The following is a 22,073-nucleotide window of genomic DNA, read 5'->3' on the forward strand; positions in this document are numbered from 1 at the left end:
TCAGCCTCCGGCGATCGCTTGAAACAGCAAAATGTCGTCACCGTCCTGCACCTGATGGTCGGCCCAGTCGGCGCGCGGGATGATGGTTTGATTGATCGCCAGCGCGGTGCCCGGCTGGTGGCGTTCCAACTGGGTCAGCAGGGCGGCGACGCTGAGCGGCTGCGCCAGCTCCAGCGGTTGGTCGTTCAGACGGATCTTCATGCCGCGCCTCCGCATACCGGGCAGGCGCGGGCCTGGCTCAGTTGCAGCGTGCTCCAGCTCTGCTGCTTGCCGTCGAACAGCCGCAGTTTACCGCTGAGGGAGGAAGGCATGCCGGCCAACATTTTGATGGCCTCCAGCGCTTGCAGAGTACCGATCACGCCCACCACCGGGCCGAGCACCCCGGCGGTGCGGCAGTTGCGCTGCGGCTCTTCCTGATCCGGGTACAGGCAGGCGTAGCAGCCGTGCGCATAGGGCGGCTCGAGCACCAGCAGCTGGCCGCTGAAACCGACCGCGCTGCCGCTGATCAGCGGCTTGGCGGCAGCGATGCAGGCGGCATTGACCTCATGACGGGTCGCCATATTGTCGCAGCAGTCCAGCACCAGATCGGCGCGGGCGACCGCGTCGCGCAGCGCTTGCCCCTGCAGCCGCTGCGCCAGCGGGATAGATTCCACCAACGGGTTCAGCGCCTGCAGATGGCGTTGCGCCAGCGCCGCCTTGCCGGTGGCGGTATCGGCGCTGCGGTAGAGGATCTGCCGCTGCAGGTTGGTGATGTGCAGCTGGTCGTCGTCGGCCAACAGCAGCGTGCCGACGCCGGCGGCGGCCAGATACAGCGAAGCCGGGGAACCGAGCCCGCCCAAACCGACGATCAGCACCGTGGCGCGCTTGAGCCTCTCCTGGCCTTCCGGGCCGACGTCCTCCAGCAGCAGCTGGCGGCTGTAGCGCAGGAATTCCTGATCGTTAAGCATCGTTCGGATCCTCGCCTTCGATCAGCCGCAGCAGCTCGGCCGTCGCCGCACGCCAGTCCGGCGCCTGGGTGATGGCGCTGACCACCGCCACGCTGCCGACGCCGCACGCCAGCACCGCCGGTACGCGATCGATGCTGATCCCGCCGATCGCCACCGTCGGGTAATCCGCCAGGCCGGCGATGTGGCGTTTCAACTCCGTCAGCCCCTGCGGCGCCGAAGGCATGTCTTTGGTTTGGGTGGGGAAGATGTGCCCCAGCGCGATGTAGGACGGTTTCACCGCCAGCGCGCGCGCCAGCTCCGCGTCGTCATGGGTGGACACGCCCAGCCGCAGCCCGGCGCGGTGAATGGCCGCCAGATCGGTGGTATCGAGATCTTCCTGGCCCAGATGTACGCCGTAGGCGCCGTGCTTGATCGCCAGCCGCCAATAGTCGTTGATGAACAGCCGCGCCTGATAACGCTGGCCCAGCGCGATGGCGGCAGCGATATCCTCTTCGACCTGCTCATCCGGCAGATCCTTGATGCGCAGCTGGATCGTGGTGACGCCGGCCTCCAGCAGACGAGCGATCCATTCCACGCTGTCGACGACCGGGTAAAGCCCCAGTTTGTGGGGCGTAGCCGGGAAGGGGGTCGTGATATCAGTCATTGTTTGTCTCCTCTTGCAGGGTGCCGGCGCTGTGATACAGCTCGCTGCCGCGGGCGCGGAACTCGGCGGACATTTTCTCCATGCCGGTCAGCTGCACTTCGATCGGCTTGGCGGCTTCCTGGGCGGCGGCGTAGTCGCGCACCTCCTGCGAAATCTTCATCGAGCAGAATTTCGGCCCGCACATCGAGCAGAAGTGGGCGACCTTGCCGGATTCCTGCGGCAGGGTTTCGTCGTGATAGGCGCGCGCGGTGGCCGGATCGAGCGCCAGATTGAACTGATCTTCCCAGCGGAATTCGAAACGTGCCTTGGACATGGCGTTATCACGGATCTGCGCGCCCGGATGGCCTTTGGCCAGATCGGCGGCGTGAGCGGCGATCTTGTAGGTGATCAGGCCCTGCTTGACGTCTTCTTTGTTCGGCAGGCCGAGGTGCTCTTTCGGCGTGACGTAACACAGCATGGCGCAGCCGAACCAGCCGATCATTGCCGCGCCGATGCCGGAGGTGAAATGGTCATAGCCCGGGGCGATATCGGTGGTCAGCGGGCCGAGGGTGTAGAACGGCGCTTCGTGGCAGTGTTCCAGCTCTTCGGTCATGTTGCGGCGGATCATCTGCATCGGCACGTGGCCCGGGCCTTCGATCATCACCTGCACGTCGTATTCCCAGGCGATTTTGGTCAGCTCGCCCAGCGTATGCAGCTCGGCGAACTGGGCTTCGTCGTTGGCGTCCTGAATCGAGCCGGGGCGCAGGCCGTCGCCGAGTGACAGCGAAACGTCGTAGGCGGCGCAGATCTCGCAGATTTCACGGAAATGCTGATAGAGGAAGTTTTCCTGATGGTGCGACAGACACCATTTGGCCATGATTGAGCCACCGCGCGACACGATGCCGGTCAGGCGTTTGGCGGTCATCGGTACGTAGCGCAGCAGCACGCCGGCGTGGATGGTGAAGTAGTCGACCCCTTGCTCCGCCTGTTCCAGCAGCGTATCGCGGAACATCGCCCAGGTGAGGTTTTCCGCCACGCCGTTGACCTTCTCCAGCGCCTGGTAGATCGGCACGGTGCCGATGGGCACCGGGCTGTTGCGCAGGATCCACTCGCGGGTTTCGTGAATATAGCGGCCGGTAGAGAGATCCATCACGGTGTCCGCGCCCCAGCGGGTGGACCACACCAGCTTCTCCACTTCTTCTTCGATCGACGACGTGACCGCCGAGTTGCCGATATTGGCGTTCACCTTCACCAGGAAATTGCGGCCGATGATCATCGGCTCCGCCTCCGGATGGTTGATGTTGGCGGGAATGATGGCGCGGCCGGCGGCCACTTCCCGACGCACGAACTCCGGCGTGATGTTGTCCGGCAGGTTGGCGCCCCAGCTTTGGCCCGGATGCTGGTGGCGCAGCACCTCGCCGCGAATGCGCTCGCGCCCCATGTTTTCACGGATGGCGATGAACTCCATCTCTGGGGTGACGATACCGGCGCGGGCATAGTGCAGCTGGGTCACGCATTTGCCCGGCAGCGCCCTGCGCGGCAGCGGCAGATGTTCGAAGCGCAGGTGATCCAGCCCCTCGTCCGCCAGCCGCTGTTGGGTAAAGCCGGAACTGGCGCCGCTTAGGGTGGCGGTATCGCCGCGCGCGTCGATCCAGCCGGCGCGCAGCTTGGCCAGGCCGGCGTGCACGTCGAGCTCGGCCTGCGGATCGCCGTAGGGGCCGGCGGTGTCATACACCGGGATCGCCTCGTTGGGTTCATACTGTGGGTTGTCTTTGCTGCCGCCGAGCAGGGTCGGGCTGAGCTGAATTTCGCGCATCGGCACCTGGATATCGCTGCGCGAGCCCTGGAGATAGATGCGGCGTGAGTTCGGGAAAGCCATGCCTTGCAGGGTGTCGATAAACTGCTGGGCGGCTTCGCGTTGCGCTTTACGGGCGCGCGGTGGATTAACGTTAGACATAGCAAGTTCCTACCAGTGTGTTGGGTTGGGAAAGTTGCTTGTCTGGAGCTCGGAGGGAGTAATGATGGTGGCCGATAAGGCAGGGCGCCCGCAAGGGGAAGGCCGTGCCTGTGGCGATAGATTACTCTTGTTCCCTTCGCGGGTATTAACCCGATCAGGTTCCGCGGATCCCGAATTAACGGTCTCAGCCTGGCTGATTCGATGAACAAATCAGGCGCTAGGCACTCCGACAAGATGCCCCCCAGTATAGGAGGGATAAGAAAAAAAACTATAAAATTTTAACGTGCGGGATCCAGCGCCTGGTCCGGCAGCGGTTGCTGCGCGGCCTCCGCTTCCAGCTGGATCAGCTTATCTTCCAGCGCAAAGCGCGCCGCCAGCGTTTCGCCGATATCCGACAAGGCCTGGTGGAATTCCAGACAAACCTCCTGATCGATATCCACTTCGGTATAGCGATCGTGGAACGCCATGATCTGTTCGGTATTGGCCCACAGCTTGGGGTAGATGTTCACCGCCAGCGACATTTTCGGACTGGCTGCGCCTTCCACTTGTTTGATAATTCTGTCATAGATATGAAAATGCCCTGCGGAGAGGTAATCCACCAGGTTGTGGCAAAAGTTCTCCAGCGCTTTTTCATTCAGCGGCGTATGCTTTTCTTTATTCGGTTTGAGGCCTACCAGCGTGCAGTAGGCGACCAGCAACTGTTTGCGGGCCTGAAGCCATTGATCAACTAATTCATTACTACCGCCAACGCGCTGAGTCAGCCTTTCCAAACGGTTGAGCATGTTTGACTCCGTGTAAGTAATAAAAGTAACCGGTAAGTTATTAAAATGTAACAAAGCCGATTTGTAGAGTGCCAGTGAAGCTGAGGTTGTGCAACAACGATATGGAACTTGCATTAACGGGCAATGAAAACGGCTGGTGGATTGTCAGCCATGAAAGCAAACTTTGGTTACCGAACGGTGAATTGCCGTCGGGGACGGCCGCCGCTCTTGGGCTGCGGGGCCACATGGCGCGCACCATCGGTGAATGGGAGGGCGCGCCGGTCTGGCTGGTGCGCCAGGCGATGCCGCGGGAGATGGGATCGGTGCGTCAGCTGTTGGATCAGGATCGCGGTCTGTTCCAGCTTGCCGGGCGCGGCGTGCAGCTGGCGGATTTCTACCGCTCTCATCGCTACTGCGGCTATTGCGGCCATGAAATGCACCTCAGCCGCACCGAAAGCGCCTGTCTGTGCGGCCATTGCAAAGAGCGATACTACCCGCAGATTGCACCCTGCGTGATCGTCGCCATTCGGCGCGACGATCAGATCCTGCTGGCGCAACACGTGCGCCATCGCGGTGGTATCCACACGGTGCTGGCCGGCTTCGTCGAAGTGGGCGAAACGCTGGAGCAGGCGGTGGCGCGCGAAGTGATGGAAGAGAGCAATATTGAAATCAAGAACCTGCGCTACGTCACTTCACAACCCTGGCCGTTCCCACACTCGCTGATGATGGCCTTTATGGCCGATTACCATCAGGGTGACATTCGCCACGATCCCAAGGAGCTGCTCAACGCCGGCTGGTATCGCTACGACCAGCTGCCGCTGTTGCCGCCACCCGGCACCGTGGCGCGCCGGTTGATTGAGGACACCGTGGCGCTGTGCCGGGCAGAATAATGTACAATGGCCGGCAGATTATTAAGGGAGCCCCATAAATGACTGAGTTGAAGAACGATCGCTACCTGCGAGCGCTGTTGCGCCAGCCGGTGGATGTGACCCCCGTATGGATGATGCGCCAGGCCGGTCGTTATTTACCGGAGTACAAGGCGACCCGCGCCCAGGCCGGTGATTTCATGTCGCTGTGCAAGAACGCGGAGCTGGCCTGCGAGGTCACGCTGCAGCCGCTGCGCCGCTATGCGCTGGACGCCGCCATCCTGTTCTCCGACATTCTCACCATTCCCGACGCCATGGGGCTCGGCCTGTACTTTGAAGCCGGCGAAGGCCCGCGTTTCAGCTCCCCCGTGACCTGCCGCGCCGACGTCGACAAGCTGCCGGTGTTCGATCCGGAAGTGGAGTTGGGCTATGTGATGAACGCGGTGCGCACCATTCGCCGCGAGCTGAAGGGCGAAGTGCCGCTGATCGGCTTCTCCGGCAGCCCGTGGACGCTGGCGACTTATATGGTCGAAGGCGGCAGCAGCAAAGCCTTCACCAAGCTGAAGAAGATGATGTATGCCGAACCGGCTACGCTGCACCTGTTGCTGGACAAGCTGGCGGACAGCGTGATCCTGTACCTCAATGCCCAGATTAAAGCCGGCGCGCAGTCGGTGATGGTGTTCGACACCTGGGGCGGCGTACTGACCGGGCGCGATTATCGCGAGTTCTCTTTGCACTACATGCACAAGATCGTCGACGGGCTGCTGCGTGAAAACGACGGTCGCCGCGTGCCGGTGACGCTGTTCACCAAAGGCGGCGGGCAGTGGCTGGAGGCGATGGCCGCCACCGGCTGCGATGCGCTGGGGCTGGATTGGACCACCGACATCGCCGACGCGCGTCGGCGCGTGGGCGACAAAGTGGCGCTGCAGGGCAATATGGATCCGTCGATGCTGTATGCCTCCCCGGCGCGCATCGCGGAAGAAGTGGAGACCATTCTGGCCGGTTTCGGCCACGGCAACGGCCATGTGTTCAACCTGGGCCACGGCATCCATCAGGATGTGCCGCCGGAGCACGCCGGCGCCTTCGTCGAGGCGGTACACGCGCACTCGGCGAAATACCACCGTTAAGGATCCGATGTGACCGATATGGCGGCCCTGCGCGCCGAACAGCTGCGGCGCGCGGCTGAAGTCATTCGCTACGACGATCTGCCGGCCGAACCGCCGGCCTTCATCGCCGGTGCCGACGTGGGCTTCGAACAAGAGGGGGCGGTGACACGCGCTGCCATCGCCATCCTGCGCTATCCGTCGCTGGAGCTGGTGGAGTATCAGGTGGCGCGCATCGCCACCGTCATGCCCTACATCCCGGGCTTCCTGTCGTTTCGCGAATATCCGGCGCTGTTGGCCGCCTGGGGGCAGCTGCAGCAGAAACCGGGGCTGATCTTCGTCGATGGGCATGGCATTTCGCATCCGCGGCGTCTCGGCGTCGCCAGCCATTTCGGTCTGCTGGTCGATGTGCCGACCATCGGCGTGGCCAAGAAGCGCCTGTGCGGCAAATTTGCGCCGCTGGACGCCGCCGTCGGCGCGCTGGCGCCGTTGGAAGATAAGGGTGAACAGCTGGGCTGGGTGTGGCGCAGCAAGGCGCGTTGCAACCCGCTGTTCATCTCTACCGGGCATCGCGTGGGCGCCGACAGCGCGCTGGCGTGGGTGCAACGCTGTATGGCGGGCTACCGTTTACCGGAGCCGACCCGTTGGGCCGACGCCATCGCATCGCGTCGTCCGGCGTTTCAGCGGTGGTTGCAGCAGCATCCGGAGGTGTCGCCATGAGCGATTTCGGGTACACTGCGCCGCAGATAACGCGTAAGAGAGTAAAGCATGCTACGTAACCCGATTCATTTACGCCTGGAACGGCTCGAGGCCTGGCAACATTTGACCTTTATGGCCAGTTTGTGCGAGCGTATGTACCCGAATTACCAGATGTTCTGCAAACAGACCGAGTTCGGCGATCCGGCGGTTTATCGCCGCATTCTGGATTTGGTGTGGGAAACGCTGGTAGTGAAGGATGCCAAGGTCAACTTCGACAGCCAGCTCGAGAAGTTGGAAGAGGCGATTCCGTCGGCGGAAGATTACGATCTTTACGGCGTTTACCCGGCAATTGATGCCTGTATCGCATTAGGGGAACTGATCCATTCGCGGCTCGGCGGGGAGACGCTGGAGCACGCCATCGCCATCAGCGAAACATCGATTCGCACCGTGGCGATGTTGGAAATGACCCAAGCCGGTAAGGAAATGACCGACGAAGAGTTGGAAAGTTTGCCTGCGGTAGAGGAAGAATGGGACATTCAATGGGAAATTTTCCGCCTGTTGGACGCCTGTGAAGAGCGCAATATAGACCTGATCAAGGGGCTGCGATCCGACCTGCGAGAGGCGGGTGTCAGCAACATCGGGATAAATTTAGCGCAATAAGGCAACAAAACGTGATTTAACGCCTGATTTGTCATGCCTTAAGGCTTCACATCCGCACCCTGTCTGGTCTACATTTGGGGGGCGTAAAAAAAGTGGCTATCGGTGCGTGTATGCAGGAGAGTGCTGTCAATCGGCATATCCGTCGCACTCGATGCTTTGCAAACGATAAACACACTGTAAGGATAACTTATGAACAAGACTCAACTGATTGATGTAATCGCGGACAAGGCTGACCTTTCCAAAGCACAAGCTAAACTGGCTCTGGAATCCACCCTGGCTGCTATTACTGAGTCTCTGAAAGAAGGTGATGCAGTACAATTGGTTGGCTTCGGTACTTTCAAAGTAAACCATCGTAGCGAGCGCACTGGCCGCAACCCGCAGACTGGCAAAGAAATCAAAATCGCAGCAGCCAACGTGCCTGCGTTCGTTTCTGGCAAAGCACTGAAAGACGCTGTTAAATAAGACCGCGCCTCGGTGAAAAGATTAAACAGAGGGGCGATGGCGCCCCTTTTGTTTACTCGTCGGGCGCTCATGGCCGTTGGCATCGCCGTCGGCCTGAGCGCTTGCAGTTCCCATTCCGATATTCCCAGCTTTACCGCCAGCGGCTTTGTGGCCGATCAGGGCGTGATACGCCTGTGGCGTAAAGACGATGAGCAACATCGTCCGCAGGTGTTGGTCAGTGTCTACAGCCCTTACCGCGGTCCGGGTACCATCACCACGCTATACACCTATCAGGGCGACGTGCTGCGCCAAATCAAACGTAACGACGCCGATGGCGATCGCGACTCTATTCAACTGCGCTTTGCCGACGACGGCACGGTGAGCTTTATGCAGCGCCAGCTGGCGACACGCCGCGAACCGCTGACCCGCGATGAAATCGCCCTGTACCAATATCAGGCGCGGCGGATCCTCGAAGTGAGCAATGCGCTGCGCGCCGGCAAGGTGAAATTGCTGCAGGGGCATTGGATGCAGGGCGAGGTGCAAACCTGCGACGGCCAACGCATGAAACCGGGGCTGGATGCCGCCTCCATCGTCTGGATCGAGAAGCGTGCCCGCAGCAGCAGCCGGCCGGTGAGCGTTGCCTGGCTGGAAGCGCCCGAAGGCAGCGAACTGCTGCTGGTGGCGAACGACGACTTCTGCAGCTGGGAACCGAAAGAAGACCAGCTATAAAAAAGGCCCCGCGCTGCGGAGCCTCTCGTCATGACCTTATACGGTCAAATCACTTGCCGCGCGCAATCGCGCGATAACCGATGTCTTTGCGGCAGAAGCTGCCCGGCCACTCAATGCCTTCGGCCAGCTGGTAGGCACGTTGCTGCGCCTGCGCCACGGTGTCGCCCAGCGCGGTTACGCACAGCACGCGGCCGCCGCTGGTGACGACGTCATTGCCCTGCAGGCGTGTGCCGGCATGGAAGACCTTACCGTCGGCGCTTTCCTGCTGCGGCAATCCCTGGATAACTTCGCCGTTGCGATAGTCGCCCGGATAACCGCCGGCCGCCAGCACTACGCCGAGCGCAGGGCGTTCGTCCCAGTCGGAGCTTTTCTCGTTCAGGCGGCCTTCCGCGCCCGCCAGGCACAGTTCCACCAGATCGGAACGCAGGCGCAGCATGATGGGCTGGGTTTCGGGATCGCCAAAACGACAGTTGAACTCGATCACTTTCGGTTGGCCATCGGCGGCGATCATCAGGCCGGCGTACAGGAAGCCGACGTAGGTGTTGCCTTCCGCCGCCATGCCGCGCACCGTCGGCCAGATCACCTGGTCCATGGCGCGCCGGTGGATTTCGTCGGTCACGACCGGCGCCGGGGAGTAGGCCCCCATGCCGCCGGTGTTCGGGCCGGTATCGCCGTCGCCGACGCGTTTGTGGTCCTGGCTGGTGGCCATCGGCACCACGTTCTCGCCGTCGACCATCACGATGAAGCTGGCTTCTTCGCCGTCGAGGAACTCTTCCACCACGATGCGATGACCGGCGTCGCCGAAGGCGTTGCCGGCCAGCATGTCACGCACGGCTTCTTCCGCTTCCTGCAGCGTCATCGCGACGATTACGCCTTTACCGGCCGCCAGGCCATCGGCTTTGATGACGATCGGTGCGCCTTTGCGGCGCACATAGGCCAGTGCCGGCTCCACCTCGGTGAAGTTTTCATATTCGGCGGTCGGGATGCGGTGGCGCGCCAGGAAATCCTTGGTGAAGGCTTTGGAGCCTTCGAGCTGCGCGGCGGCCTGCGACGGGCCGAAGATTTTCAGGCCGGCGGCCTGGAAGGCGTCGACCACGCCGATCACCAGCGGCGCCTCCGGCCCGACGATGGTCAGACCGATGTCATGGCTCTGGGCGAAAGCGACCAGAGCAGAGATGTCGGTGGCGGCGATCGCCACGTTTTCCAGATTGGCTTCCAGCGCGGTGCCGGCATTGCCAGGCGCAACGTAGACTTTGTCCGCCAGCGGAGACTGGGCGGCTTTCCAGGCCAGCGCGTGCTCGCGCCCGCCATTGCCGATAATCAAAATGTTCATCAGGGGCTCCACGAATGGCGTGCGCCGGAGCGCACGCGGCAAAAGGAATTAATGGCGGAAGTGACGCATGTCGGTAAAGATCATGGCGATGCCGTGTTCGTTGGCGGCGGCGATCACTTCATCGTCGCGGATAGAGCCGCCCGGCTGGATCACGCAGGTAATGCCGACCGCCGCCGCGGCGTCGATGCCGTCGCGGAACGGGAAGAAGGCGTCGGAGGCCATGGCGGACCCTTTCACTTCCAGCCCTTCATCGCCCGCTTTGATGCCGGCGATCTTGGCGGAGTAAACGCGGCTCATCTGGCCGGCGCCTATGCCGATGGTCATGTTGTCACGTGCATAAACGATGGCGTTGGATTTTACGAACTTGGCCACTTTCCAGCAGAACAGCGCGTCACGCAGTTCCTGTTCGGTCGGCTGGCGCTCGGATACCACACGCAGATCGGCGGCGGTCACCATGCCCAGATCGCGATCCTGCACCAGCAGGCCGCCGTTGACGCGCTTGAAGTCCAGCCCCGCCACGCGTTGCTGCCACTGGCCGCAGGCCAGCACGCGCACGTTCTGCTTGGCGGCCAGCAGGGAGCGCGCTTCCTGGGTGACGTTTGGCGCGATGATCACTTCCACGAACTGGCGGCTGATGATCGCCTGCGCGGTGGCGGCATCCAGCTCGCGGTTAAAGGCGATGATGCCGCCAAAGGCGGAGGTCGGGTCGGTTTGGTAAGCGCGCTCGTAGGCGGCCAGAATGTCGTCGCCGATCGCTACGCCGCAAGGGTTAGCGTGTTTGACGATCACGCAGGCCGGCTCGGCGAACTCTTTCACGCATTCCAGCGCGGCGTCGGTATCGGCGATGTTGTTATAAGACAGCGCCTTGCCCTGCAGCTGCTCGGCGGTCGCGACGGACGCTTCCTTTACCTCTTCTTCTATATAGAAGGCGGCCTGCTGGTGGCTGTTCTCACCGTAGCGCATATCCTGCTTCTTGATGTAGTTGAGATTCAGGGTACGCGGGAAGCGGCCGGACGGCTGTTCGGTCTCGCCGTGGTACGCCGGCACCAGCGTGCCGAAGTAGTTGGCGATCATGCTGTCGTAGGCGGCGGTGTGCTCGAAGGCCTTGATGGCGAGATCGAAGCGGGTGGCATAGCGCAGCGAGCCGTCATTGTTGTCCATCTCGGTAATGATGGCGGCGTAGTCGCTGCTCTTCACTACGATGGCAACGTCTTTATGGTTCTTGGCGGCGGAGCGCACCATGGTCGGGCCACCGATATCGATATTCTCGACCGCGTCTTCCAGCGAGCAATCCGGGCGCGCCACGGTTTGGGCGAACGGATACAGATTGACGACCACCATGTCGATAGGCTTGATGTCATGCTGATTCATGACGGCGTCGTCCTGGCCGCGGCGGCCGAGGATACCGCCGTGAACTTTCGGGTGCAGGGTCTTAACTCGTCCGTCCATCATTTCCGGGAAGCCGGTGTAGTCGGATACTTCGGTAACGGGCAGACCGGCGTCTGCCAGCAGGCGGGCGGTACCGCCGGTGGAGAGCAGTTCAACGCCGCGCTGGGAAAGCGCTTCGGCGAATTCAACGATACCGGCTTTGTCAGACACGCTGAGCAGGGCCCGGCGGATTGGACGAGGTTGTTGCATGGTTTTATCCCTTGGCTTTGAGTCGCAATTAAAGAGCGTTACGTGAATGTCCACCTCGTTCTCTCTATAAAGAAGGTTTTTTGCCTTATAAAGGGAGGGTCAGGCACATATTCAGGTAACGCCCCCATAAAAAGGGGGATCGTTTCGTCGCGGGGAATTGTAGCGAAAACGTTTGCGTGGCGCTCGTAAATTTTCCGTGCAAATCGCATCTGTGGATAACACTGTGTGCAAGTGGGTATAAGGCGGGGTTTTGCTGTGGAATGCAGCGAACGATCGTTTTTGCTGAAAATACCTGTTGCGGCCTGCGAAGAACTCCCTATAATGCGCCTCCATCGACACGGCGCAAGTGATTCACTTCACACAGCGGCCGGGAAGAAAGAGAAAAAATCCTGAAAATTAGGGTTGACTCTGAAAGAGGAAGGCGTAATATACGCCACCTCGAGTTAGCAAGCGAAAGCGCCTAACTCACTGCTCTTTAACAATTTATCAGACAATCTGTGTGGGCACTCCACAAGACGATATCCAGCATCTTCGGATGCAAAAAAATATCAAGTCTTGAAGAGTGACTAACTGAAGTAAAATTCATGCAGTAAATCTTTGAGCATCGCTTCTCGAGTGGAAGCAAATCAAGCTTTTAATTGAAGAGTTTGATCATGGCTCAGATTGAACGCTGGCGGCAGGCTTAACACATGCAAGTCGAGCGGTAGCACAAGGGAGCTTGCTCCCTGGGTGACGAGCGGCGGACGGGTGAGTAATGTCTGGGAAACTGCCTGATGGAGGGGGATAACTACTGGAAACGGTAGCTAATACCGCATAACGTCGCAAGACCAAAGAGGGGGACCTTCGGGCCTCTTGCCATCAGATGTGCCCAGATGGGATTAGCTAGTAGGTGGGGTAATGGCTCACCTAGGCGACGATCCCTAGCTGGTCTGAGAGGATGACCAGCCACACTGGAACTGAGACACGGTCCAGACTCCTACGGGAGGCAGCAGTGGGGAATATTGCACAATGGGCGCAAGCCTGATGCAGCCATGCCGCGTGTGTGAAGAAGGCCTTCGGGTTGTAAAGCACTTTCAGCGAGGAGGAAGGTGGTGAGCTTAATACGCTCATCAATTGACGTTACTCGCAGAAGAAGCACCGGCTAACTCCGTGCCAGCAGCCGCGGTAATACGGAGGGTGCAAGCGTTAATCGGAATTACTGGGCGTAAAGCGCACGCAGGCGGTTTGTTAAGTCAGATGTGAAATCCCCGGGCTCAACCTGGGAACTGCATTTGAAACTGGCAAGCTAGAGTCTCGTAGAGGGGGGTAGAATTCCAGGTGTAGCGGTGAAATGCGTAGAGATCTGGAGGAATACCGGTGGCGAAGGCGGCCCCCTGGACGAAGACTGACGCTCAGGTGCGAAAGCGTGGGGAGCAAACAGGATTAGATACCCTGGTAGTCCACGCTGTAAACGATGTCGATTTGGAGGTTGTGCCCTTGAGGCGTGGCTTCCGGAGCTAACGCGTTAAATCGACCGCCTGGGGAGTACGGCCGCAAGGTTAAAACTCAAATGAATTGACGGGGGCCCGCACAAGCGGTGGAGCATGTGGTTTAATTCGATGCAACGCGAAGAACCTTACCTACTCTTGACATCCAGAGAACTTTCCAGAGATGGATTGGTGCCTTCGGGAACTCTGAGACAGGTGCTGCATGGCTGTCGTCAGCTCGTGTTGTGAAATGTTGGGTTAAGTCCCGCAACGAGCGCAACCCTTATCCTTTGTTGCCAGCGGTTCGGCCGGGAACTCAAAGGAGACTGCCAGTGATAAACTGGAGGAAGGTGGGGATGACGTCAAGTCATCATGGCCCTTACGAGTAGGGCTACACACGTGCTACAATGGCATATACAAAGAGAAGCGACCTCGCGAGAGCAAGCGGACCTCATAAAGTATGTCGTAGTCCGGATTGGAGTCTGCAACTCGACTCCATGAAGTCGGAATCGCTAGTAATCGTAGATCAGAATGCTACGGTGAATACGTTCCCGGGCCTTGTACACACCGCCCGTCACACCATGGGAGTGGGTTGCAAAAGAAGTAGGTAGCTTAACCTTCGGGAGGGCGCTTACCACTTTGTGATTCATGACTGGGGTGAAGTCGTAACAAGGTAACCGTAGGGGAACCTGCGGTTGGATCACCTCCTTACCTAAAGATATTAGTTCGAGTGGCGTGCTCACACAGATTGTCTGATGAAAAAGTAACGAGCAAAGCGCTACCTGTTGATGCCATGAGTTATTCATGCTGATACGAACCGATTAAGTTATTCAGTTTAATCGGATTTTCGTGTCCCCATCGTCTAGAGGCCTAGGACACTGCCCTTTCACGGCTGTAACAGGGGTTCGAATCCCCTTGGGGACGCCATTCCGATAATGAGTGAAAGACATTATCACCGGTTAGCGATAACCGAAAAAATCTTAAAGATGACTTGCGAGTCATGTTTAAGATATTGCTCTTTAACAATCTGGAACAAGCTGAAAATTGAAACATGACGGCTGAAATTTATCCCTCCGTAGATGTACTGGGATAAAGAGTAACCTGTCATAGAGTCTCTCAAATGTTTGCAGCAAGAACGATGGAAACATCTTCGGGTTGTGAGGTTAAGTGACTAAGCGTACACGGTGGATGCCTAGGCAGTCAGAGGCGATGAAGGGCGTGCTAATCTGCGAAAAGCGTCGGTAAGGTGATATGAACCGTTATAACCGGCGATACCCGAATGGGGAAACCCAGTGTGTTTCGACACACTATCATGTCATGAATACATAGTGGCATGAGGCGAACCGGGGGAACTGAAACATCTAAGTACCCCGAGGAAAAGAAATCAACCGAGATTCCCCCAGTAGCGGCGAGCGAACGGGGAGGAGCCCAGAACCTGAATCGGCTTGTGTGTTAGTGGAAGCGTCTGGAAAGTCGCGCAGCAAAGGGTGATAGCCCCGTACACTAAAATGCACAGGTCGTGAGTTCGATGAGTAGGGCGGGACACGTGACATCCTGTCTGAATATGGGGGGACCATCCTCCAAGGCTAAATACTCCTGACTGACCGATAGTGAACCAGTACCGTGAGGGAAAGGCGAAAAGAACCCCGGCGAGGGGAGTGAAATAGAACCTGAAACCGTGTACGTACAAGCAGTGGGAGCACCTTCGTGGTGTGACTGCGTACCTTTTGTATAATGGGTCAGCGACTTATATTTTGTAGCAAGGTTAACCGTATAGGGGAGCCGTAGGGAAACCGAGTCTTAACTGGGCGATTAGTTGCAAGGTATAGACCCGAAACCCGGTGATCTAGCCATGGGCAGGTTGAAGGTTGGGTAACACTAACTGGAGGACCGAACCGACTAATGTTGAAAAATTAGCGGATGACTTGTGGCTGGGGGTGAAAGGCCAATCAAACCGGGAGATAGCTGGTTCTCCCCGAAAGCTATTTAGGTAGCGCCTCGTGAACTCATCTTCGGGGGTAGAGCACTGTTTCGGCTAGGGGGCCATCCCGGCTTACCAAACCGATGCAAACTCCGAATACCGAAGAATGTTATCACGGGAGACACACGGCGGGTGCTAACGTCCGTCGTGAAGAGGGAAACAACCCAGACCGCCAGCTAAGGTCCCAAAGTCATGGTTAAGTGGGAAACGATGTGGGAAGGCATAGACAGCCAGGATGTTGGCTTAGAAGCAGCCATCATTTAAAGAAAGCGTAATAGCTCACTGGTCGAGTCGGCCTGCGCGGAAGATGTAACGGGGCTAAACCATGCACCGAAGCTGCGGCAGCGACGCTTAGCGTTGTTGGGTAGGGGAGCGTTCTGTAAGCCGTTGAAGGTGGCCTGTGAGGGTTGCTGGAGGTATCAGAAGTGCGAATGCTGACATAAGTAACGATAAAGCGGGTGAAAAGCCCGCTCGCCGGAAGACCAAGGGTTCCTGTCCAACGTTAATCGGGGCAGGGTGAGTCGACCCCTAAGGCGAGGCTGAAAAGCGTAGTCGATGGGAAACAGGTTAATATTCCTGTACTTGGTGTTACTGCGAAGGGGGGACGGAGAAGGCTAGGCTAGCCGGGCGACGGTTGTCCCGGTTTAAGCGTGTAGGGGGTGTGACCTGGTAAATCCGGTTGCATACTAACCCTGAGGCGTGATGACGATGCACTACGGTGCAGAAGTAGTTGATGCCCTGCTTCCAGGAAAAGCCTCTAAGCTCTAGGTAACATTAAATCGTACCCCAAACCGACACAGGTGGTCAGGTAGAGAATACCAAGGCGCTTGAGAGAACTCGGGTGAAGGAACTAGGCAAAATGGTGCCGTAACTTCGGGAGAAGGCACGCTGGCATGTAGGTGAAGTCCTTCGCGGATGGAGCTGAAGCCAGTCGAAGATACCAGCTGGCTGCAACTGTTTAATAAAAACACAGCACTGTGCAAACACGAAAGTGGACGTATACGGTGTGACGCCTGCCCGGTGCTGGAAGGTTAATTGATGGGGTCAGCCGCAAGGCGAAGCTCTTGATCGAAGCCCCAGTAAACGGCGGCCGTAACTATAACGGTCCTAAGGTAGCGAAATTCCTTGTCGGGTAAGTTCCGACCTGCACGAATGGCGTAATGATGGCCAGGCTGTCTCCACCCGAGACTCAGTGAAATTGAACTCGCTGTGAAGATGCAGTGTACCCGCGGCAAGACGGAAAGACCCCGTGAACCTTTACTATAGCTTGACACTGAACATTGAGCCTTGATGTGTAGGATAGGTGGGAGGCTTTGAAGCGTGGACGCCAGTCTGCGTGGAGCCATCCTTGAAATACCACCCTTTAATGTTTGATGTTCTAACTCGGCCCCATAATCTGGGGTGAGGACAGTGTCTGGTGGGTAGTTTGACTGGGGCGGTCTCCTCCCAAAGAGTAACGGAGGAGCACGAAGGTTAGCTAATCACGGTCGGACATCGTGAGGTTAGTGCAAAGGCATAAGCTAGCTTGACTGCGAGAGTGACGGCTCGAGCAGGTACGAAAGTAGGTCTTAGTGATCCGGTGGTTCTGAATGGAAGGGCCATCGCTCAACGGATAAAAGGTACTCCGGGGATAACAGGCTGATACCGCCCAAGAGTTCATATCGACGGCGGTGTTTGGCACCTCGATGTCGGCTCATCACATCCTGGGGCTGAAGTAGGTCCCAAGGGTATGGCTGTTCGCCATTTAAAGTGGTACGCGAGCTGGGTTTAGAACGTCGTGAGACAGTTCGGTCCCTATCTGCCGTGGGCGTTGGAAGATTGAGAGGGGTTGCTCCTAGTACGAGAGGACCGGAGTGAACGCACCACTGGTGTTCGGGTTGTCATGCCAATGGCATTGCCCGGTAGCTAAGTGCGGAAAAGATAAGCGCTGAAAGCATCTAAGCGCGAAACTTGCCTCAAGATGAGTCTTCCCTGGGCCTTTAAGGCCCCTGAAGGAACGTTTAAGACTAAGACGTTGATAGGCTGGGTGTGTAAGTGCAGCGATGCATTGAGCTAACCAGTACTAATGATCCGTGAGGCTTAACCTTACAACACCGAAGGTGTTTTGGTGAGACCGAGACAATATTCAGCTTGTTTACAGATTGGTTCTGATGGCGACACGAGAGTGGCGCGGTTGGAATAAAACGAATTTGCCTGGCGGCAATAGCGCGGTGGTCCCACCTGACCCCATGCCGAACTCAGAAGTGAAACGCCGTAGCGCCGATGGTAGTGTGGGGTCTCCCCATGCGAGAGTAGGACACTGCCAGGCATCAAACAAAGCCGAAAGCCCTGAACATCAGTTCAGGGCTTTTTGCTATGCGTAAAATGCAAAAAAGCGCAGCTACGCTGCGCTGCTTTTCCCTGCTTCTCTCCGATAAACAGCCAGAGAAAAGGCCCCGAAGGGCCTTTGATTAGGGTGTGTTTGCTTTTTTCACTTATTATTCGGTTAATGCGAGCTGCCTTGAGAGATGCCCAGCCCGGTTTGCGAACGGACAAACTGAGCCCGGAAGCGTTCCCGCTCCTGCTGCCCGGCCAGCGAGCCGTCGGTGATCGAGAACAGCCAGGTACCGACAAAGGCGACGATCATCGAGAACAGCGCCGGATATTCATACGGGTAAATCGGCTTTTCATGGCCGAGGATCTGCACCCAGATCGTCGGGCCGAGGATCATCAGAATCACCGCCGTCAGCAGGCCCAGCCAGCCGCCAATCATCGCGCCGCGAGTGGTCAAACGCGACCAGTACATCGACAGGATGATGATAGGGAAGTTACAGCTGGCGGCGATCGAGAACGCCAACCCGACCATAAAGGCAATGTTCTGCTTCTCGAACAAAATCCCCAGCGCGATAGCGACCAGGCCGAGCACCACGACGGTGATTTTGGAGACCTTCAGCTCATCGCGTTCGGTCGCCTTGCCGTTTTTCATCACGCTGGCGTACAGATCGTGGGAAACGGCCGATGCGCCGGCCAGCGTCAGGCCTGCAACGACCGCCAGAATGGTGGCGAAGGCCACCGCCGAGATAAAGCCGAGGAAGAAGTTGCCGCCAACGGCATTGGCCAGGTGCACCGCCGCCATGTTGGTGCCGCCCAGCAGCGCGCCGGTGGCGTCTTTGAACGCCGGATTGGCGCTGACCAGCAAGATGGCGCCGAAGCCGATGATAAAGGTCAGGATATAGAAGTAACCGATAAAACCGGTGGCGTAGAACACGCTCTTGCGCGCTTCTTTGGCGTCACTCACGGTGAAGAAGCGCATCAGGATGTGCGGCAGACCGGCGGTGCCGAACATCAGCGCCAGGCCGAGCGACAGCGCGGAAATCGGATCGGAGACCAGGCCGCCGGGGCTCATGATGGCGATGCCTTTCGGATGCACCTTCACCGCTTCGGCGAACAGGGTATTGAAGTCGAAATTGACCGACTTCATCACCATCAGCGCCATAAAGCTGGCGCCGGCCAGCAGCAGCACCGCCTTGATGATTTGCACCCAGGTGGTGGCCAGCATGCCGCCGAACAGCACGTACAACACCATCAGGATACCGACCAGGATCACCGCCACGTGGTAGTTGAGCCCGAACAGTAGCTGGATCAGCTTGCCGGCGCCGACCATCTGCGCGATCAGATACAGCGCGACTACCACCAATGAGCCGCAGGCCGACAGGGTGCGGATCGGTTTCTGCTGCAGACGGTAAGAGGCGACATCGGCAAAGGTATAACGGCCGAGGTTGCGCAGGCGCTCCGCGATCAGGAACAGAATGATCGGCCAGCCGATGAGGAAGCCGATGGAATAGATCAGGCCATCATAACCCGAGGTGTAAACCAGGGCGGAGATGCCGAGGAACGAGGCGGCGGACATGAAGTCGCCGGCGATCGCCAGGCCGTTTTGCAGGCCGGTGATGCGTCCACCCGCGGTGTAGTAGTCCTGGCGGGAACGGGTGCGTTTGGACGCCCAGTAGGTGATGTACAGGGTGGCGCCGACAAACAGGATAAACATCACGATAGCCTGGATGTTCAGCGGCTGACGATGCACCTCGCCGCCAATGGCGTCGGCGCAGGCCAGACCGGGCAGCAACAGCAGTGCAGCGGCGGACAATAAACGCTTCATTGTTTCACCTCACGCAGGATTTCTGCGGTGAGGCGATCGAACTCGCCGTTGGCGCGAAACACGTAGATCCCGGTCAAGACGAAAGAGATCACGATCAGCCCGACGCCGACCGGGATCCCGCGGGTGATGGTCGATCCGGCGGCGATCGGCGTGCCGAGCCATTGCGGATCGAAGGCGATCAACAGAATAAAGCCGACGTACAGCGCCAGCGTAATCAGCGAAAGCAGCCAGGCGAACCGGCCGCGTTTTCTCACCAGCTCTTTAAAGCGCGGGTTTTCTTCAATCCCTTGATAAATGGTGTCATTCATCAGAGTGTCTCCAGTAGGTATTGATAGAGTACGCCGCGCCAGGGCCGCTCAACGGCGCGTTATCCGAATGAGCGGCCTGAAGCGGCGTAAATTATGACGGCACTTTCATTGATTGTTTTTCTTCCAACAGCTTGTCGACTACGGCCGGATCCGCCAGCGTGGAGGTATCCCCCAGGTTGCTGGTGTCGCCGGCGGCAATTTTGCGCAGGATACGCCGCATGATCTTGCCGGAACGCGTTTTGGGCAGCGAATCTGTCCAGTGCAGCACGTCCGGCGTGGCGATCGGCCCTATCTCTTTACGCACCCAGTTGCGCACTTCGGTATAGAGCTCCGGCGTCGGTTCTTCGCCGTGATTCAGCGTGATGTAGGCGTAGATCGCCTGGCCTTTGATGTTGTGAGGAATGCCGACCACCGCCGCTTCGGCGATTTTCGGGTGCGATACCAGCGCAGACTCGATCTCGGCGGTGCCCAGACGGTGGCCGGAGACGTTCAGCACGTCGTCGACGCGGCCGGTGATCCAGTAGTAACCGTCCTCGTCGCGGCGGGCGCCGTCACCGCTGAAGTACATGCCTTTGAAGGTCGAGAAGTAGGTTTGCTCGAAGCGGTCATGATCGCCAAACAGGGTACGCGCCTGGCCCGGCCAGGAGTCGACGATCACCAGGTTGCCTTCGCAGGCGCCTTCCTGCGGTGTGCCGACGTTATCGACCAGCGCCGGCTGTACGCCGAAGAAAGGCCGCGTGGCGGAACCGGCCTTCAGCTCGGTGGCGCCCGGCAGCGGGGTAATCATGAAGCCGCCGGTTTCGGTTTGCCACCAGGTATCGACGATCGGGCACTTTGCGTTGCCTATCTTGTTGTAATACCACTCCCAGGCTTCCGGGTTGATCGGCTCGCCGACCGAGCCCATGATGCGCAGCGAATCGCGTCGGGTGCCCTCGATTGCCTTGTCGCCTTCGGCCATCAGGGCGCGAATGGCGGTCGGCGCGGTATACAGAATGTTGACCTGGTGTTTGTCGATCACCTGCGACAGGCGATTGACGCCCGGATAGTTAGGCACGCCTTCGAACATCAGCGTGGTGGCGCCGCAGGCCAGCGGGCCGTACAGCAGATAGCTGTGGCCGGTGACCCAGCCCACGTCGGCGGTGCACCAATAAATGTCGCCGTCGTGGTAGTCGAACACATACTTAAAGGTCATCGCAGCGTACACCAGGTAGCCGCCGGTGGTGTGCAGCACGCCTTTCGGCTTGCCGGTCGAGCCGGAGGTATACAGGATAAACAGCGGGTCCTCGGCGTTCACTTCTTCCGGCGGGCAGTCGGCGGAGACGCCCTGAGTCAGTTCATGCCACCACAGATCGCGCCCTTCCTGCCAGTAACCCGGTTTGCCGGTGCGTTGGAATACCACCACGTTGGCCACGCTGACCACGCCGGGATTTTTCAGCGCATCGTCGACGTTCTTTTTCAGCGGCACGGCGCGGCCGGCGCGCAGGCCTTCATCGGCGGTAATGACCAGTTTGGCGTTGGAGTCGATAATGCGTCCGGCGACCGCTTCCGGCGAGAAGCCGCCGAAGATCACCGAATGTACGGCGCCGATGCGCGCACAGGCCAGCATCGCGACCGCCGCTTCCGGCACCATCGGCATATAGATAGCCACCACGTCGCCTTTTTTCACGCCGAGCTTTTTCAGCACGTTGGCGAACTGGCAGACGTCATGGTGCAGCTGTTTGTAAGTCACGTTCTTGGATTGGGTTGGGTCATCGCCTTCCCAGATAATGGCGGTCTGGTCGCCGCGCTCAGCCAGATGGCGGTCCAGACAGTTGGCAGACAGGTTCAGCGTGCCGTCTTCAAACCAACGAATGCTGACGTGGCCGGGATCGAACGACGTGTTTTTAACTTTGGTATAGGGTTTGATCCAGTCCAGGATTTTGCCATGCTCACCCCAGAAAGCCTCTGGGTCTTGAACCGACTGTTGATAATACTGTTGGTATTGTGCCGGATTAATCAGGGCGCGCTCTGCAATTGCAGAAGGAATAGCGTGTTTATGCAGTTGGCTCATAGCTTTTCTCCTTGAAGTTGTTAATGATATGTCAACTGAAGGTTAAGTATAGTTTGCTACGATTCTTTGTTTCTTTTTTGCGCGGCAGATCACGCAACAAAGATATTGATTTGTAATAGTTCTGTCGCATTTGTAGGACGTATCTATCTCTTTGGCGTTTAATTCATCATAAACCCGCGTTTTTAGCCAAAAACACTTATCTAAAGAACAAAAAAGAATAAAAAAAGACGAGACTGTTTTCCTCGTGATTAATCGCGTGAGAAAGGCCTGCGTTATTTCACGCTATAAATCTTTTTGGATTATTTTTCGCTATTAATATTCGAAGTTGATATTAACGCGATATAACGATGGACGGCACGCCGTGAAATAACGTT

The 22,073-nt window shown here is 58.3% G+C and carries 16 protein-coding genes, 1 tRNA gene, 3 rRNA genes and 1 riboswitch; of the genes, 10 read left to right on the plus strand and 10 right to left on the minus strand.

All coding sequences use genetic code 11. The features are described 5' to 3' along the window. From thiS to V8N38_RS01240, 5 genes are all read right to left on the minus strand, one after another. Complete coding sequence (gene thiS / locus V8N38_RS01220; protein WP_016929423.1) at positions 1–201, minus strand: sulfur carrier protein ThiS; 201 nt, start codon at positions 199–201, stop codon at positions 1–3. Next, positions 198–947: a HesA/MoeB/ThiF family protein gene (locus tag V8N38_RS01225; protein ID WP_049202137.1), complete on the minus strand. Its 750-nt coding sequence runs from the start codon at positions 945–947 to the stop codon at positions 198–200. Before V8N38_RS01225 ends, thiS begins: the two co-directional genes overlap by 4 nt. After that, positions 940–1,590: a thiamine phosphate synthase gene (gene thiE / locus V8N38_RS01230; RefSeq protein ID WP_049273209.1), complete on the minus strand. Its 651-nt coding sequence runs from the start codon at positions 1,588–1,590 to the stop codon at positions 940–942. The genes V8N38_RS01225 and thiE overlap by 8 nt, the downstream gene beginning before the upstream one ends. Continuing rightward, complete coding sequence (gene thiC, locus V8N38_RS01235) at positions 1,583–3,526, minus strand: phosphomethylpyrimidine synthase ThiC (protein ID WP_147840460.1); 1,944 nt, start codon at positions 3,524–3,526, stop codon at positions 1,583–1,585. The genes thiE and thiC overlap by 8 nt, the downstream gene beginning before the upstream one ends. Positions 3,527–3,640: 114 nt before the next feature. Next, positions 3,641–3,765, minus strand: a riboswitch (TPP riboswitch). A 39-nt stretch (positions 3,766–3,804) separates the two neighbouring features. After that, positions 3,805–4,308, minus strand: a complete 504-nt coding sequence (locus V8N38_RS01240) for an Rsd/AlgQ family anti-sigma factor (protein WP_048232444.1) — start codon at positions 4,306–4,308, stop codon at positions 3,805–3,807. 101 nt (positions 4,309–4,409) lie between these two features. On the opposite strand from V8N38_RS01240, the gene nudC reads away from it, so the two are divergent. The 6 genes from nudC to V8N38_RS01270 all read left to right on the plus strand — a co-directional run bounded on the left by nudC (position 4,410) and on the right by V8N38_RS01270 (position 8,785). Continuing rightward, a complete protein-coding gene (gene nudC, locus V8N38_RS01245; RefSeq protein WP_060425367.1) occupies positions 4,410–5,177 on the plus strand; it encodes an NAD(+) diphosphatase in 768 nt (255 codons plus the stop codon). A gap of 38 nt (positions 5,178–5,215) precedes the next feature. Beyond that, positions 5,216–6,280, plus strand: a complete 1,065-nt coding sequence (gene hemE, locus V8N38_RS01250) for a uroporphyrinogen decarboxylase (protein WP_033636735.1) — start codon at positions 5,216–5,218, stop codon at positions 6,278–6,280. Between the two features lie 9 nt (positions 6,281–6,289). Beyond that, positions 6,290–6,976 (plus strand): deoxyribonuclease V, encoded by a 687-nt coding sequence (gene nfi, locus V8N38_RS01255; protein WP_038872943.1) that lies wholly within the window; start codon positions 6,290–6,292, stop codon positions 6,974–6,976. A gap of 48 nt (positions 6,977–7,024) precedes the next feature. Continuing rightward, positions 7,025–7,615 (plus strand): YjaG family protein, encoded by a 591-nt coding sequence (locus V8N38_RS01260; RefSeq protein WP_147840459.1) that lies wholly within the window; start codon positions 7,025–7,027, stop codon positions 7,613–7,615. Between the two features lie 189 nt (positions 7,616–7,804). After that, positions 7,805–8,077: a nucleoid-associated protein HU-alpha gene (gene hupA, locus V8N38_RS01265; protein ID WP_004929874.1), complete on the plus strand. Its 273-nt coding sequence runs from the start codon at positions 7,805–7,807 to the stop codon at positions 8,075–8,077. Between the two features lie 36 nt (positions 8,078–8,113). After that, positions 8,114–8,785: a DUF1481 domain-containing protein gene (locus V8N38_RS01270; RefSeq protein ID WP_084826978.1), complete on the plus strand. Its 672-nt coding sequence runs from the start codon at positions 8,114–8,116 to the stop codon at positions 8,783–8,785. A gap of 49 nt (positions 8,786–8,834) precedes the next feature. Here the strand turns inward: V8N38_RS01270 and purD are convergent, their stop codons facing one another. Together purD and purH are read right to left on the minus strand one after the other, a co-directional pair. Further along, positions 8,835–10,118, minus strand: coding sequence for a phosphoribosylamine--glycine ligase (gene purD, locus V8N38_RS01275; RefSeq protein WP_147840458.1), 1,284 nt, complete (start codon positions 10,116–10,118; stop codon positions 8,835–8,837). Positions 10,119–10,166: 48 nt separating this feature from the next. Then, complete coding sequence (gene purH, locus V8N38_RS01280; protein ID WP_087762900.1) at positions 10,167–11,756, minus strand: bifunctional phosphoribosylaminoimidazolecarboxamide formyltransferase/IMP cyclohydrolase; 1,590 nt, start codon at positions 11,754–11,756, stop codon at positions 10,167–10,169. A gap of 635 nt (positions 11,757–12,391) precedes the next feature. Here purH and V8N38_RS01285 point away from each other — a divergent pair. From V8N38_RS01285 to rrf, 4 genes are all read left to right on the plus strand, one after another. Then, a 16S ribosomal RNA gene (locus tag V8N38_RS01285) occupies positions 12,392–13,933 on the plus strand. Between the two features lie 140 nt (positions 13,934–14,073). After that, a tRNA-Glu gene (locus V8N38_RS01290) sits at positions 14,074–14,149 on the plus strand. Positions 14,150–14,383: 234 nt separating this feature from the next. Then, positions 14,384–17,290 (plus strand): 23S ribosomal RNA (locus V8N38_RS01295). Positions 17,291–17,395: 105 nt separating this feature from the next. Beyond that, positions 17,396–17,511, plus strand: a 5S ribosomal RNA gene (rrf, locus tag V8N38_RS01300). Together the 16S, 23S and 5S rRNA genes with 1 tRNA gene alongside form the textbook arrangement of a ribosomal RNA operon. Positions 17,512–17,688: 177 nt before the next feature. Here the strand turns inward: rrf and actP are convergent. From actP to acs, 3 genes are all read right to left on the minus strand, one after another. Continuing rightward, a complete protein-coding gene (actP, locus tag V8N38_RS01305; RefSeq protein WP_087762880.1) occupies positions 17,689–19,341 on the minus strand; it encodes a cation/acetate symporter ActP in 1,653 nt (550 codons plus the stop codon). Further along, the gene (locus V8N38_RS01310; protein WP_004930047.1) at positions 19,338–19,649 is read right to left on the minus strand and encodes a DUF485 domain-containing protein; all 312 of its coding nucleotides are present in this window, start codon (positions 19,647–19,649) and stop codon (positions 19,338–19,340) included. Before V8N38_RS01310 ends, actP begins: the two co-directional genes overlap by 4 nt. 91 nt (positions 19,650–19,740) lie before the next feature. Continuing rightward, on the minus strand, positions 19,741–21,699 hold the full coding sequence (acs, locus tag V8N38_RS01315) for an acetate--CoA ligase (protein WP_084826977.1): 1,959 nt from the start codon (positions 21,697–21,699) through the stop codon (positions 19,741–19,743). Positions 21,700–22,073: the final 374 nt, after the last annotated feature.

Source organism: Serratia nevei (genome assembly GCF_037948395.1).
Classification (GTDB): Bacteria; Pseudomonadota; Gammaproteobacteria; order Enterobacterales; family Enterobacteriaceae; genus Serratia; species Serratia nevei.

Bases quoted from the DNA above. Each gene is read 5' to 3' on its own strand.
- thiS (WP_016929423.1), bottom strand. From the start codon at position 201: ATGAAGATCCGTCTGAACGACCAACCGCTGGAGCTGGCGCAGCCGCTC.
- V8N38_RS01225 (WP_049202137.1), bottom strand. From the start codon at position 947: ATGCTTAACGATCAGGAATTCCTGCGCTACAGCCGCCAGCTGCTGCTG.
- thiE (WP_049273209.1), bottom strand. From the start codon at position 1,590: ATGACTGATATCACGACCCCCTTCCCGGCTACGCCCCACAAACTGGGG.
- thiC (WP_147840460.1), bottom strand. From the start codon at position 3,526: ATGTCTAACGTTAATCCACCGCGCGCCCGTAAAGCGCAACGCGAAGCC.
- V8N38_RS01240 (WP_048232444.1), bottom strand. From the start codon at position 4,308: ATGCTCAACCGTTTGGAAAGGCTGACTCAGCGCGTTGGCGGTAGTAAT.
- nudC (WP_060425367.1), top strand. From the start codon at position 4,410: ATGGAACTTGCATTAACGGGCAATGAAAACGGCTGGTGGATTGTCAGC.
- hemE (WP_033636735.1), top strand. From the start codon at position 5,216: ATGACTGAGTTGAAGAACGATCGCTACCTGCGAGCGCTGTTGCGCCAG.
- V8N38_RS01260 (WP_147840459.1), top strand. From the start codon at position 7,025: ATGCTACGTAACCCGATTCATTTACGCCTGGAACGGCTCGAGGCCTGG.
- hupA (WP_004929874.1), top strand. From the start codon at position 7,805: ATGAACAAGACTCAACTGATTGATGTAATCGCGGACAAGGCTGACCTT.
- V8N38_RS01270 (WP_084826978.1), top strand. From the start codon at position 8,114: ATGGCGCCCCTTTTGTTTACTCGTCGGGCGCTCATGGCCGTTGGCATC.
- purD (WP_147840458.1), bottom strand. From the start codon at position 10,118: ATGAACATTTTGATTATCGGCAATGGCGGGCGCGAGCACGCGCTGGCC.
- purH (WP_087762900.1), bottom strand. From the start codon at position 11,756: ATGCAACAACCTCGTCCAATCCGCCGGGCCCTGCTCAGCGTGTCTGAC.
- actP (WP_087762880.1), bottom strand. From the start codon at position 19,341: ATGAAGCGTTTATTGTCCGCCGCTGCACTGCTGTTGCTGCCCGGTCTG.
- V8N38_RS01310 (WP_004930047.1), bottom strand. From the start codon at position 19,649: ATGAATGACACCATTTATCAAGGGATTGAAGAAAACCCGCGCTTTAAA.
- acs (WP_084826977.1), bottom strand. From the start codon at position 21,699: ATGAGCCAACTGCATAAACACGCTATTCCTTCTGCAATTGCAGAGCGC.